This is a genomic window from Pseudoflavitalea rhizosphaerae, assembly GCF_003991355.1.
Classification (GTDB): domain Bacteria; phylum Bacteroidota; class Bacteroidia; order Chitinophagales; family Chitinophagaceae; genus Pseudobacter; species Pseudobacter rhizosphaerae.
Genome location: NZ_RCSU01000001.1, coordinates 30236 through 45123 on the forward strand (window position 1 = coordinate 30236; position 14888 = coordinate 45123).

The window sequence follows — 14888 nt, forward strand, 5'->3', positions numbered from 1 at the left end:
TTTGGAAATGAAATTTTGGAACGATGGATTAGTCTTCAGCCCATGCTTTCGCTGCTTTCACAGCACGCTGCCAGCCTTTGATCATACTGGTGGTATCGATGCTGGCATTGGCTTTGAAGCTCTGGTTGATCTTCCATTGCTGCTGGATCTCCTCGGGGCTTTTCCACACTCCTACTGCCAGGCCGGCCAGGTAGGCAGCGCCGATGGCAGTTACTTCCGTGATCTCCGGGCGAACAACAGTGGCGTTGAGCACATCCGCCTGGATCTGCATCAGCAGGTTGTTGGCGGTAGCGCCGCCATCCACACGAAGCTCGGAAATAGGCAGACCTGCATCCGCTTCCATCGCTTTGAGCACATCCATGGTTTGATAGGCGATGCTTTCCAGTGCAGCACGCGCAATATGTGCAGCATCTGTTCCGCGGGTGATGCCCACCATCGTTCCGCGCGCATATTGGTTCCAGTGAGGAGCGCCCAGTCCCGCAAAGGCAGGCACCAGGTATACGCCGCCGGTATCGGGCACTTTCTGTGCAAGGGATTCCACATCTCCGGAAGACCGGATGATGCCGAGCCCAACGCGCAGCCACTGCACCACAGCCCCGCCAATGAAAATGCTTCCTTCGAGTGCGTATTGCACTTCATTACCGATCTTCCAGGCGATGGTGGTCACCAGGTTGTTTTGTGAAACGATGGGCTGATCGCCAATATTCATCAGCATGAAACAGCCGGTCCCGTAAGTATTCTTCACCATTCCCTTCCTGGTACACATTTGTCCGAAGAGAGCCGCCTGCTGATCTCCTGCCACACCTGCAATCGGCAGATCGGCGGAGAAAAGTTGTGTAGCGGTATTGCCGAACACTTCACTTGAATTCTTTACAACAGGCAACATGGATTTAGGTATGTCCAGCAATTGCAGCAACTCATCATCCCAATCGAGCGAATGAATATTGTACAGCATAGTGCGCGATGCATTGGTAACATCGGTAGCATGCACTTTTCCTGAAGTGAGGTTCCAGATCAGCCAGCTATCCACTGTTCCAAATGCCAGTTCACCGGCGTTGGCGCGTTCGCGGGCCCCTTTCACATTATCGAGGACCCATTTCACTTTGGTAGCGGAGAAATAAGCATCCACTATCAGGCCGGTCTTCTGCTGGATGGTCCCGGCATGGCCCTGTGCACGCAACTGATCGCAGAAGGCGGCAGTACGGCGGTCCTGCCATACGATGGCATTGTATACAGGCTCACCTGTTTTACGGTCCCACACAATGGTGGTCTCCCGCTGGTTGGTGATACCGATGGCTGCAATCTCCTTACTGCTCAAACCTGCTTTCACGATGGCTTCTGCCGCCACCGCTACCTGGGTGCTCCAGATATCCGTAGGATCGTGTTCTACCCAGCCGGGCTGCGGATAGATCTGCTGGAATTCTTTTTGTGCAAGGCTTACGATGTTTCCCTGCTGATCGAAGATGATAGCGCGGGAGCTGGTGGTGCCCTGATCAAGAGCGAGAATGTATGGCTGCATATCGTAGCGTTTATTTTGGTATGTTGACTTTTATATTTTTCTACACAGTAACAGTTGTATCGTATTGCTGACCGAAGCGGTCTGTTGCCACTACTTTCACTTCCTTTACATTGGCAGGCAGTTTCACACGGAAGAGGTGATCTGTTTTCTTCGGTTCTGCAAAGCCGCGTGGCTTCGGCAGTTCAGGGCCCAGGTAGAGCGCCACGGCTACAGGGTCCATGCCTTTGAACTTTTCAGCCCTGAGACTGGAACCATCATTGGCAGTAGCGTTGATTTTCCATTCCGGATCGTAGTTCCACACATTCACGATCATTTCTTTGGAACCATCCTTCTCACTAACGGTAGCGCTTAACTGAAAATCAGTTGCCTGCCCGGTGGATTTGTATTGCCAGCTTAATTCATTTCCTTTCACCTTGTACACGCCGTAACCGCAGGGCGTTCCATCGCCGCAGATGGGGCCCGTCCACCAGGCGCCGCAAACAGTGCCATGATTGTGTTCGAAGATATTCCCGATGATCACATTGCGGTGATAATGGGTATGTCCACTCATGATATGCACATTGCTATGGCTTTTCAATACATCATAAAGCTCAAGATTGTTCTTCACATCGTTATGAACAGGAATATGAACGTTGATGATCACCAGGTGGTCTTTCGGAACATGCTGCAGGTCTTTTGCCAGCCAGTCAAGCTGGTTCTGCGAAATGTACCCGTCATATTTCCTTTCCATTCCGAGGTAACGAACATCGTCCAATACTACATAGTGTGCTTTTCCACGATTGAAGGAATAGTAAGTGGGGCCATACAGTTTCTGGAAGGTATTGTCTGACTCTTCGTCTCCCCCCTGGCGGTAGTCCATATCATGGTTACCGAGACACTGGAAAAATGGAATGCCCATTTCCCTCACTGCTTCGTTGTAATCGGCAAAGAGCTCATGGTTATCCCAAACGATATCGCCAACGGTGATGCCATGCACCAGCGCACCTGCGCCCGCAGCTTCCACATATTGTTTTACGTCCGGCACAGCCTGCGCCATCATCTTCTCCACATCTTTTTTGGTTTTCACCTGCGGGTCGGCCCAGATGATGAACTGGTGTTCATTATCATCTTTCTTTAATTTCTCCAGGCTGAAATCCACATCTTTACGGCTGTTGATCTCCGTTACCAGCCTATAATGCCTGGCAATACTGCGTTCTTCCGGGAAAGCATAACCTGAAGGAGTTGATACAAAAACGGCTACTGCATCAGGATGGAGGTCCAGCTCATATTTGCCGGCGCTATTGGTCAGCACAACATTGTATCCATCGCTCACTACCACACCTGCCAGTGCTTTCCTGCCGGACCGGACAAAACCTTTTATCTTTTTATCTTTTTCTATTGCGGCATTGGCTGTATGCCATCCTGCAATGATCAATCCTCCTGCCAGTAAGCCTGCCTGCTGAATGAATATCCTTCGTTTCATTTTTGTGGTTTTCTACTATTTAAAAGTGAGAACCGGTAAGATAGGAAACTTTTGCAAAAGCTTTTCCCATCTTACCGTTTACCGATGTTAACGAATTTTAAAGTGCTTTATAGATGGCAATATCTTCAATGCATAAACGACCATTGGGTTTGCTTGCAGTGGAAGTACCCAATCCTACTTTATACACGCGGAAACGCACATTACCTGTAATGTTCACCATGAATACCGCTTGTTTGGAGCCATAATCGGGCATATCCTTAACATCTGCGCCCGTTTGCGTCCAGGTGGAACCACCATTGGTTGAATATTCGAGTTTGAAAGTGCTGGTTGGGTCCGTATAATATTTTCCATAGAACAATGTTACTTTGGAAGCACCTTCGGTAACATCGAAGTTCATCTGCACATAGCCTGCAGAACTCAGGTTTTGTTGCATACGAACACATTGTTTGCCGGGGAAATTGAATTTATCGCGCAGCACAGTACTGCCCAGGATAGCCTGTTGCAATTTCCAGTTACCGGTAGACAGGTCCACATCATTGTTGATGGCTGTCATATTATAAGAACCTTTCACACTAAAATCAGGGAATTCAAAACTTTCAGGGTAACCGCTATAGAGCGCACCACTGATAAAATCCACGTCGGCAGCAGTTCTCAGCGCAATCCCTTTCTTCTCTCCTTCCAGTGTTACGATACCTTTGAAGCCGGCATCCTGAGGAATTGCATCGCCGGCGAAACCGGCATCAGTTCTTGTCAGTAACAACATGTCTGCCCCGCTGTTATCGAAAAGGGTATGCTCACCGCTGAAAGTGGCGCCGGAAGAATAATCCTTCAGATCAGCATGCAGGCTCACTACAGTGGATTCGTATCCTTCAAAATCATTTGCGATCATGGAAAGGGTAACGGGACGAACAGTATAAACGGCATTGCTTTTCAGCAGGGTGATCTTGCTTTCGGTAATTCCGCTGATAGTAAGCTTGCCATTCACCCTGTCCAGCGTAGCGCCTTCAATATTTATCAGTAAGGAATCACCGATCTCATAGGGAACCGATGCACCTCCCAAATCTACTACGATACCTCTGGTGATATTCCCCAATTGACTGGGAGTTATAAGATCACTTTGCAATACAAAAGTTCCGGGCGCCACATTCTTGGAAGCGGCATCAGACACCACCACACCGTATGTATTCTTTGCTCCGGAAAGGGTGGATGACGAAAGCGGCATCGGTGATCCCTTGTAAGTTCCGCGCACCACCCAGAGATTGGCCTCCAGCGCCTGTTCTCCTTCGGCATGCGCTGGATCTTCTTTCAAACAGGACGCCAGTGAAACAACACCTGCAATCAATAAGCTATATGATAAGAATTTCATTGTTTACTTTTTTAGAGTGAATGGTTTCATTTATTGCTTATTCCACCAAACTTTCACATTGATATCATCCCCACCCATTGCCTCTACAGCGCTCTGGTAATTGACCCTGTTGAGTGTTTGAACGGCTACAGGGTATTTTAGCCTGGCAGGCATTTGCTGATTATTCTGAACGCCCGGACCAATAGGCAATGTGGGATATCCCGTTCTCCTGTGTTCGATCCACATCTGGAAATCCGTGAAGAAGAAAGTAAAATATTTCTGAGTGATGATCTTTTCCAGTTTCTGCGCATCGGTTTCTGCCGGGTCCCATGCAATGCCTGGTTTGGCGAGATGACCTGCAGGAACGGCCTGATTCCAGAATGTGATGGCATTGTTCACTCCGTTTTCGTAGTATGTTTTGGGGTCCCCGGTGAAATAGCCTTTTAACGCAGCTTCTGCCAGCATGAATTGCAGCTCGGGATAGTTGATGATATTGCCAAGCAATGGCTCATTCTTCAATGCTACCCTGTAAGTGGAAAGTCTTTCAGGGATCTGGCCAGGCAGGTATCCGCTGGGCACTCCTTCATAATTGGAAACGCCTACAGTGTTTGCCCAGGAGGCTCTGCGGGGATCTTCCCAATCGTTGAGTGTATTGATGAAGAACTGCGACAATCCGTTATCTCCGTTGAAGTCGAAATCACGGTAGGTATTGAATGCCGAAACATATGGCGCAGTATTGGTGAAACGCAGTACCGCAGATTCAGCATTGCTGTTGAACATGGGATAGCTGCTTTTTTTTGTTTGGCAGATCTCTTTGATCTTTTCCACTGCGTTCAATTCAGATTTTCCCGAAACCCGCAACAGCAAGCGGAGGTATAAAGTGTTGCCGAATTTTCTCCAGGCATTCCTGAAATTGGTTGAACCTGTTTCAGGATTGCTCATATCGATGGCCTTTCCAAAGATCGGCTCTCTCGATACCACATCTGCTGTATAGGTTTTAGCTGTCTGAAGTACCGTATTGGCTTCTTCCAGTTTCCTGAGCAGGTCTGCATAAATATCTTTCTGTGCATCGAATTTCGGTTGATAGATATGATCTGAATTTCCTTTCAGCGCTTCAGAGTACGGCACATCTCCGTATACATCGGTCAGCAGTGAAAACACCCAGGCTTCCAGTATCAGTGCCACCCCCTGGAATGCAGGGTCATTCAGCTTTTTGGCATTGTTGTACATATCGCGGATATTGGTCAGCTCCACATACCAGTTGTTCCACATATAATCGGATTCCGCAGGCCTGATGATATAACGATGGATCTCGTCTGAATTGACGGTAGTTACATGCACCTGCATCAGCTCATTGGTGAGACGCAATGCCCTGGTCTGGTTTCTTGTTACGATATCGTATACGGCATCTTCCACCAGCGATTCCGGTGTGGTAAAGGCAACACCGTTGGGGTTCGTATTCGTTTTATCAAAATCTTTATTACAACCTGCCATTGCAAAACCGGAAACCAGCAAGGCAGCTACTACTTTTATTTTAAGTTTCATAATTGCAGAATTAATGATGAGCAATGATTAAAAACCTACCGCCAATGCAACACCGAAGCTGCGGGTGGACGGGAACTGACCGATCTCGAAACCAGCCTGTACCTGACCATCATTCAGTGTTCCAAATTCAGGATCAAAGGAAGGCCAGTTGCTGATCACCAGCAGGTCACGTCCATAGATCCCCAATGTAGCTCTCTGGAACCCGATTTTCTTCAGCACCTTAGCAGAGAAAGTATAATCGATCCTCGCTTCCCTGAATTTCACGAAGTCTGTGCTGAATACATTCGCCTCCACATTGTCCCTGTTATAATGAGCGTCGTAGTAAGATTGAATATTGGTTACAACTTTTGTATTGGGAACAAATTTATCATCGGGTGTTTGAACTACTCCTTTCCCGATGATACCGTTATCACGACCAGGAAGAGTTTTCTTCAATTTACCTTCTTCAGCCAGTACTGCATGGGTAAGCGAATAAGCAACGCCACCTACCTGGCAATCCCAAAGCATATTGAATCCCCAGTTCCTGTATTTTAGATTGCTTCCGATACTTGCCTTCCAGTCTGCATTCACATTGCCGAGATATTTCACTGTTTCGGTACGTGTGGGTAATCCCTGGTCGTTGTAAATGATCTGACCATCCGGGGCCCTGTTGTAACCAAGTCCATACAGATCCCCCATTCTGCCACCTGGTCTTGCTTCCAGCATACCACGGTTGGCAGGTCCTGTGGAGATCACATAGGTATCAACGCCTTCAAACAATTCGTGTACTTTATTCCTGTTGGCGGTGAAGGTCCCGAAGAGCGTCCAGTTGATCCCATTCTTTGATTTGATCACGCTGGCATTGGCGCTGATCTCCACGCCCGTGTTCACGATCAGGCCGGCATTCTCGATTAGCGAGTTGTAACCGGAGGCCCTGTCGATAGGTACTCTGAGGATATCTGCCGAAGTTCTTGTCTGATAGAAAGTGAAGTCGATTCCATAACGGTTCCTGAACATCCGGAGATCGAAACCTCCTTCATAGCTGGTGGTGCGTCTTGGAGTAAGTCCCTCCTTTGGAATAGAGGTTGGATTGGAAAGACCGCCGGGGAACAAAGTAGGATCGTATGTATAAGATGTCTGGTATACCAGGTCTCCACCGCTACCCACGCTGGATACTGATCCACGGAGTTTCAGGTAAGAGATCATAGCAGGTAATTTGATTTTCTCATTAAGGACGGCGCTCAGGCTCAATGAAGGATAGAAGAAACCGGTCTCCTTTCCTCCGGCCGGAGAAGCCAGCTGGCTGGCCCAGTCCTGACGGGCAGTGAGGTCAGCAAACAACCAGCCGTCAAATTCCAGTTGCGCCATTCCATAAATACCATTCGTTTTGAAGTCTGCACGATAAGGCAGTGAAACAAGCGGCACTTTACTGTTGCCGAGCGTATACAGATTTGGGTACAGCAGCCTGTCTGCCCTAACCTCATCTTTCTGGTACCTGTTCTGCAGGGCAGCACCACCGGCTGTGACAACGGCGTTCAGTTTGCTGTTTATTTTTTTGCTGTAGCGAAGCAGGAAGTCGATAGTGGTTTCCTGTCCGAAAATATTCTGGGTACGGTACATTCCATCGATGAATTTCTGTGTTCCCATCGGTCTTCTCTGTGATCGTTGCTCAGAGAAATAGTCGATAGAACCACGCACCATCAGGTTGAGTTCTTTCGTGAAATTGTATGTAGCCTGCATGGTGCCTACCACTGCATTCCTGTTGGAAGCGTTCAGCATTTCATTTGCCTGCAGATAAGGATTATCCAGCAGCGAACTGAAGGGTCTGGTCTGCTCAATCCCTTCCCTGCCGGGGACCCAGTAATCTTTGAACCAGTCGATATTCATATTGGGAGTTAAGCCACGGATGAAATACATGATGGTCTGGTTATTGTAACCAGTGGTAGGAAGATTATCTGCTTTCTTGTTGGTGTAATTCACTTTTCCACTCACCACAAGTTTCTCTGTGATTTTATGATTGAACGCGAAAGCTACTGTATTCCTTTTGTAGCCTGTATTGGGAATGATCCAGTTATTGGTGAGATTGGTGTAAGACAGGCGGGCATTGGAGTTCTTGTTACCGCCTTCCAGAGAAATGGTATTGGTGAAAGTGCTGGCATTCTCGAAGAAATCCTTACGTGCATTTTTATAAGGCACCCAGTCAGTTCTCGTTAGACCTTTAGTCCGGGTAAGGGGATCATACTGGTAATATTGCTGTCCGTTGAATTTTGGTCCCCACGCAGAGCTGGTGCTTCTTGTGCTTTGACCATCTTCAGAGTCGTTGTAAGAATACCATGTACCCTGACCCGCAGCTCCCTGGCCATATTCATACTGGTAATCCGGCCAACGGTTGATGCTTTCGGTACTATAGTTGGAGTTGAGGGAAACGCCGATACCACGGGTAGCTGATTTGCCGGATTTGGTGGTGATGATCAATGCGCCGTTAGCGCCACGGGCGCCATACAATGCGGCTGCACCAGGCCCTTTCAGCACTGTTACACTTTCAATGTCTTCCGGGTTGATATCATTCAGGCCATTACCGAAATCAACGGGTGACTCGCTCTGAAGATATGAACCACTTCCCGTTCCGGTGTTTCTGCCGCCGGAGCCGTTGATCACAACCCCATCTATCACGATGAGCGCCTGGTCTTCCATTCCGAGCGATTTATCGCCACGCAGTGAAATACGGTTGGTCCCGGCCGGTCCGCCACCGGATTTAAGGATGTTGAGGCCAGCAACCTTGCCCGTGAGGGCATTAGTCCAGTTATTACTCATGGCATCTGTCAGTTCTTCTGTTCCGAGTTTTGAAACAGCATAACCAAGCGCTTTTTCTTCCCGCTTGATACCTAGTGCAGTAACAACAACGCTCTCCATTTCCTTATCGGAAGCCAACAACTGAACGGAGAGATTATCATTCTTACCTACTTTGATTTCGCGGTTCTTAAAACCGACAGCGGAGAAGACCAGCGTTTCTCCTTCACTTGCATTGATGGTGAAGTTGCCTTTTTCATCAGTAGTGGTACCGCGGGAAGTACCTTTCACTACAACACTGATGTTGGAAAGAGGCTTATTATCGGCGGGATTTACAACAGTGCCGCTAAGCTTTCTTTGCTGGGCCAACAGGGAAGTGCAGACCATGACCAGGATACAGCTCATCAGCATACGCGCAAGGAGCCTTCCTGCAGCAATCGTTTTCTTGTTCATAAGCAATAAATGGTTAAGAGTTGATATCTTTTTCTACTTCTACACTTTCAACAAATATCTTTCTGCGAGTTTATTATACTGTTCAACCTGTTCTTTGATCCATGTATCATCTTTCCCCATTGCACCGGCCATAACGGCTGCTACTTCGGGCGCAATTCTCATACTTTCCTTTGCATCCAGCAACAGGGCCCTGGTCCTCCTGCTCAGTACATCTTCCACTGTTCTTGCCATCTCTTCATTCACAGCCCAGATGATCTGTGCTTTGTGGATCTTCAGGCTTTCACTGATCCATGCGCCTGCATCTCCGTTCATCATTCCTTTGATGCGATGTGCATCGCTTCCATAGATGGAGAAGGGATCTTCTTCCTGCACAGTGTTGGTATAACCGTGGATATGCATGGAAGGCGTTGCAGTTTTCCTTTTTTCCCAATGCAGTTCCGATTCTACGCGATCAACGAGGTCCTCTCCCATTTTGCGGAAGGTGGTCCATTTACCACCAAGGATGGTAAAGAGTTTGGAAGGGCTAACCATGATCTTGTGACTGCGGGAGATCTCTTTCGTTTTTTGTCCTTTTGCGGGAGCGGCCAGTGGTCTCAGTCCTGCATATACACTCAGCACATCTGCCCGGGTGGGTTGCTGAACAAAATACTGTGAAGCAGTATCGAGGATGAATGCAATTTCTTTTTCGAGGGCCATGGGTTCCAGCGAAGCTGTATCCACAGGTGTATCCGTGGTGCCCACAACCACTTTATCGTGCCATGGTACTGCAAAAAGCACACGGCCATCGCTTGTTTCCGGGATCATCAATGCGTGATCAGCGGGATAGAATTTCTTATCCAGCACCAGGTGTGTGCCCTGGCTCACGCAGATGGTTTTGGAAGCGGAGGGATTATCCATTTGCAGTATATCGTCAACAAACACACCCGTGGCATTCACTACGGCCTTTGCATTTACTGTGTATTGTTTTTTCGTTTCCATGTCTATGCATTCAACGCCGGCAATCTGTTGCTGATCGTTCCTGATCAGTCCTTTTACCTGAATGTAATTGAATGCAAGTCCGCCGTGTTCATAGATGCTCTGTGCGAGGTTCACGGCGAGGCGTGAATCATCGAACTGACCATCGTGATAGAGAACTCCGCCGACCAGTCCATCTGGTTTCACATTGGGTAATCTCCTGAGTGTATCGGCGCGTGAGATGAAGACGGAGGAACCAAGGCTCAGCCTGCCGGCGATCCAGTCGTATATCTTCAGACCGATGGTGTATTTGAGACGGTCCCAGAAATTGTATAATGGGATTATGAAACTTTGGTTCTTCACCAGGTGTGGTGCATTTCGATAGAGCAGACCGCGTTCGATGCTGGCTTCGCGGACCAGTTTCACATTTCCCTGGGCGAGGTAGCGTACGCCTCCGTGCACCAGTTTGGTACTGCGGCTGCTTGTGCCTTTAGCGAAATCGGATTGTTCAAGGAGTACGGTCTTGTATCCACGGGTAGCGGCTTCCAGCGCTATTCCCAGTCCCGTTGCACCGCCACCGATGATGGCGATATCCCAGCTGGTGGATTCCAGCTGTTGCAGGAATACTTTGCGGCGGGCATCATCATGGAAAGAAGGGAGATTTATCAAAGCCTTTGTTTTAGTCTGTATTGTTTTCGATTTTGATTTTTGGCAAAAATGAAAAACAATAAAACGAAAGTAAAGTGAAACTTTGAAACTGCAAAAGAAATGTTACGAAACTACTTTTCCCCTCTTTTTCCACAACCAAATGAAGTTTACAATTTCATAACCTCCTGATTTCTACAATTATTTATGGATATTTGTAAGTGTGCATGAATAATCATACTTTGAAGTAAGCAATTGCTTTCGATATTTCGCCAGAAAACAAACCTGATCTATGCTGAACATCACCGAACGCCATCAACATATTATAACGAAGCTCCAGGCCGAAGGCTCCGTAACGGTCCTGGACCTCTGCCATGAATTGAATGTCTCATCCGTAACAATACGAAAGGATTTAAAACTTTTAGAAGACAAAAACCTGCTATTCAGAACGCATGGCGGTGGAACGCTTCACAATCCGTATACGGTGGACCGGCCTGTTAATGAAAAGGAAAAGATCCGTTCTGCGGAGAAAACGCGCATAGCCATTGCCGGTGCATCGCTGATAGAGCCCGATGACTGTATCATCATCGCATCGGGCACCACCGTTCAGGCCCTGGCGAAACATGTTCATCCTGTCAGTTCACTCACTGTGGTAACCGCTGCATTGAATGTGGCGCTGGAGTTGATCCGTCATCCTGAAATAGAAGTGATCCAGCTCGGCGGGCTGCTTCGCAAAAGTTCTTCATCCGTAACGGGTCCATATTCAGAAAAAATATTAGGCGATTTTTCCTGTAATAAATTATTTCTCGGTGTAGATGGCATCGATATTGAATTCGGCCTCACCACTACCAATGCCATGGAAGCCCATCTCAACAGGAAGATGATAGAAACGGCACAGAAAACGATCGTGCTGGCAGACAGTTCAAAATTCGGGAAGCGTGGGTTCGGAAGGATCTGCGGGCTTGAAGATGTTGAGCAGATCATTACAGACAGCGGCATCTCCGAACACACAGTGAAAACATTGCAGGGCATGGGCATTGCAGTAACAATAGTCTGAGCGCAATTGCGTATATTTGCGCAGTGAAAATCTGGCTGGTCATATGTTTTACATTCTTCTGTACGCTGGCGGCCACCGCTGCGCGAAAGCCGCATGACGCCAAACTGAACACACGCGTGCCGGATATACAGGTACCCACGCTGAATGCAAAGAAAGTATTCTTCGCTCCCGTAAAAAGCAGGCAGAATGATCAGCAATCCGAAACTTTTCATCTCAACAATTGCAGCCGTACATCATCGCAGTGCAGGAATAATGGAAATGACAATATCATAAGCGCTCATACCCTTCCGTTAGCACTCATCATCTGTACCCGTTCGCAACTTGCAGGGCCTGTTCTTTCAGTCTATTCCGGTACCCTGAGCCGCTTGCTCCTTTTTCCCAATCACTATTTCTGGTAGTGCGCGCCATCGAGTTCATAGAGCCTTTTTAATGACACCCGAATTATAACAGATCAAATCCTGCGAATGACGCATTTGCCTTACTTGATTATGGATCTGGCCCTGATACTTGGAGCCGCCGCCATTGTTACTTTATTGTTCAAAAAACTGAAACAGCCTGTAGTACTTGGCTATATCATTGCCGGCTTCTTCGTGGGTCCGCATTTCAATTGGCTGCCCACAGTATATGAGCCCACCAATATCCAGATCTGGGCTGAGATCGGCGTGATCTTTCTCCTGTTCTCACTCGGTTTGGAATTCAGCTTTAAGAAATTGATCAAGGTAGGCGCACCCGCCTCCGTCACCGCCGTTTTTGAAGTGGTGGCCATGATAGCATTGGGCTTCGGCACCGGCCAGGCCCTTGGCTGGAATTTTATGGACAGCCTCTTCCTCGGAGGCATACTTTCCATTTCCTCCACCACCATCATTCTTCGTGCATTTGATGAGCTGAATGTAAAAACGCAAAGATTTGCTTCCCTGGTTTTCGGCGCATTGATCGTGGAAGACCTTGTGGCCATCGTATTGCTGGTGTTATTGTCTACACTCGCGCTCAGCCAGCAGTTTGCAGGAGCGGAAATGTTGCTCTCTGTTCTCAAACTCGTGTTCTTCCTCGTGATCTGGTTTGCCGCCGGCATCTTTTTTCTTCCCACCTTTCTCAAGAAAACGAAGAAATTAATGAACGATGAAACCCTGCTGGTGGTGTCATTGTCGCTTTGTTTGCTGATGGTATGGTTCGCCAATGCAGTGGGCTTCTCTCCCGCCCTCGGCGCATTCATCATGGGTTCCATCCTGGCAGAGACCACACAGGCTGAAAAGATCGAACACCTGGTGAAACCGGTGAAGGACCTCTTCGGCGCTATCTTCTTCGTATCGGTAGGTATGTTGATCGATCCAAAAATGGTGATGGAATATGCAGGACCAATTGCATTGATCACAGTGATCACTATTGCCGGCAAAGTATTGAGTACAACATTCGGGGCATTGTTGGCTGGACAATCGCTGCAAACCTCTGTGCAGGCAGGTTTCAGCCTGGCGCAGATCGGCGAGTTCTCATTCATCATTGCCACGCTGGGACTTACCCTCAAAGTAACCAGCGCCTTTCTCTATCCCATTGCCGTGGCTGTGTCTGCGGTAACCACACTCACAACTCCTTATCTCATACAAAGCAGCAGGCCCTTCTATAAATGGTTGGAAAAAATACTACCGGAGAAGGTACAGAATGCCTTGTCCGGACCAGGTACCAAGGCAAAAGATACGCAATCATTAAGCGCCTGGAACCAGGTGGTGCGCAACACCATGCTGAATACATTCCTGTTGGGTATGTTGCTGATCTGTATCGTAATGGTATCGGCGGAATACGCATTGCCCTATATCCGCAATCATTATACCGATGGCTCTTGGGTGAAATGGGCCACTGCATTCATTACATTATTGCTGATGTTGCCTTTCCTGTACGCACTGGCCGTACGCAACACCAATTCCGCTGCTTACCGTGAAGTACTGGCCAGCAACCGTTACAATGGCAGACTGAACCTTATACATTTTTTCCGTCTCATTCTTGCAGGAAGCTTTATCGGTTTCCTCATGCACCGCTTCTTCTCATTCGAAGCAGGCTTGCTCTCCGTTCTGGCAATTGCCGTGATCATCGGTGTATTCAACAAGAGGATCCGCAAATTCTATGATCGTATCGAAGCCAGGTTCATGCGCAATTTCAATGAACGTGAACTGGCGGCAGCAGAGAAGAACCGCTCCGAGCTGGCGCCCTGGGATGCGCATATCGCCACACTGGAACTGCATCCTGAGTCTGCCGTGATCGGCAAAACGCTGATGGAACTGCACTGGCGTGAGCAACTAGGCATCAACGTGGTACTGATCAAACGCGGCGAGCACAGCATTTCGGCTCCCGGCCGCAATGAGCGCGTATACCCGGGAGACGAGATCTTTGTGCTGGGCAGCGATGCACAGATCAAAAGATTACAAGCCATCATCCGCCCCATCAAACATCATGATGAGGAAGAGACCAACCCTGCCAATGTGGTACTTCGCGATTTTGTGATCGATGAGAAATCATCGCTCCTGAACAAGACCATCCGCGGTTCCGGAATCCGCGAAAGGATCAAAGGGATTGTGGTTGGTGTGGAAAGGAATAACCAGCGTATTTTGAACCCCGAATCATTCTTCGAATTCCAGCAGAACGATGTAGTGTTTGTAGTGGGCGATGGGAAACTGATCAGCAAGCTGATCTTTGAACATCACTAAGTTCAGAGGATGAACGCAAGCGGGGTGTACACGCTCGCCTCCGGCGGGTGAGCTTTATTGGGGGCTTACTAAAAAGTGCAGGGAGTTGTCAGTCGCTCGCCTCCGGCGAGTGACTTCTATTTGTTCGCCTCCGGCGAACACCGCGTCGCCGGAGGCGACGGAATATGAGTCACTCGCCGGAGGCGAGCGACTGCGGCTCCCTGTTAGTGCGCTTTCAGCCAGGATTGTAATATCTCATACCGCTCTCTGAACTTCAATAAAGCGTATTCCGGTTTTGCCCATCCACCGGGTGGAAATCCATAAGGTTGAGTACGGGTGCTGATCAACAAATCATTTCTGAAATAATATTCGATCCCTCCCAGGTGCTCTTCCTGCTCCAGACGACCAGGACGGCCTGCAGGCCGGCGATACAGCCCGTTTTGAATTCTATGCAGGCAAAAATG

The 14888-nt window shown here is 48.4% G+C and carries 9 protein-coding genes; 3 read left to right on the forward strand and 6 right to left on the reverse strand.

What is annotated here, in order from left to right; all coding sequences use genetic code 11:
- Positions 1-28: 28 nt before the first annotated feature.
- The 6 genes from glpK to D9Y29_RS00160 form a co-directional block, all read right to left on the reverse strand.
- A complete protein-coding gene (gene glpK / locus D9Y29_RS00135; protein ID WP_127124415.1) occupies positions 29-1519 on the reverse strand; it encodes a glycerol kinase GlpK in 1491 nt (496 codons plus the stop codon).
- Between the two features lie 40 nt (positions 1520-1559).
- Entirely contained in the window at positions 1560-2981 is a 1422-nt protein-coding gene (locus tag D9Y29_RS00140; RefSeq protein ID WP_127124416.1) for a calcineurin-like phosphoesterase C-terminal domain-containing protein, read from the reverse strand.
- Between the two features lie 97 nt (positions 2982-3078).
- Positions 3079-4347, reverse strand: coding sequence for a DUF5689 domain-containing protein (locus D9Y29_RS00145; RefSeq protein WP_127124417.1), 1269 nt, complete (start codon positions 4345-4347; stop codon positions 3079-3081).
- Positions 4348-4377: 30 nt separating this feature from the next.
- A complete protein-coding gene (locus D9Y29_RS00150) occupies positions 4378-5871 on the reverse strand; it encodes a SusD/RagB family nutrient-binding outer membrane lipoprotein (protein ID WP_127124418.1) in 1494 nt (497 codons plus the stop codon).
- A gap of 27 nt (positions 5872-5898) precedes the next feature.
- Positions 5899-9093: a SusC/RagA family TonB-linked outer membrane protein gene (locus tag D9Y29_RS00155; protein ID WP_127124419.1), complete on the reverse strand. Its 3195-nt coding sequence runs from the start codon at positions 9091-9093 to the stop codon at positions 5899-5901.
- A gap of 39 nt (positions 9094-9132) precedes the next feature.
- A complete protein-coding gene (locus tag D9Y29_RS00160) occupies positions 9133-10716 on the reverse strand; it encodes a glycerol-3-phosphate dehydrogenase/oxidase (RefSeq protein WP_241237812.1) in 1584 nt (527 codons plus the stop codon).
- Between the two features lie 268 nt (positions 10717-10984).
- Between D9Y29_RS00160 and D9Y29_RS00165 the strand changes: the two genes are divergently transcribed.
- From D9Y29_RS00165 to D9Y29_RS00175, 3 genes are all read left to right on the forward strand, one after another.
- Positions 10985-11749 (forward strand): DeoR/GlpR family DNA-binding transcription regulator, encoded by a 765-nt coding sequence (locus tag D9Y29_RS00165; RefSeq protein ID WP_127124420.1) that lies wholly within the window; start codon positions 10985-10987, stop codon positions 11747-11749.
- A 23-nt stretch (positions 11750-11772) separates the two neighbouring features.
- Positions 11773-12147, forward strand: coding sequence for a hypothetical protein (locus D9Y29_RS00170; RefSeq protein WP_127124421.1), 375 nt, complete (start codon positions 11773-11775; stop codon positions 12145-12147).
- A gap of 66 nt (positions 12148-12213) precedes the next feature.
- Entirely contained in the window at positions 12214-14445 is a 2232-nt protein-coding gene (locus tag D9Y29_RS00175; RefSeq protein ID WP_127124422.1) for a monovalent cation:proton antiporter family protein, read from the forward strand.
- Positions 14446-14888: the final 443 nt, after the last annotated feature.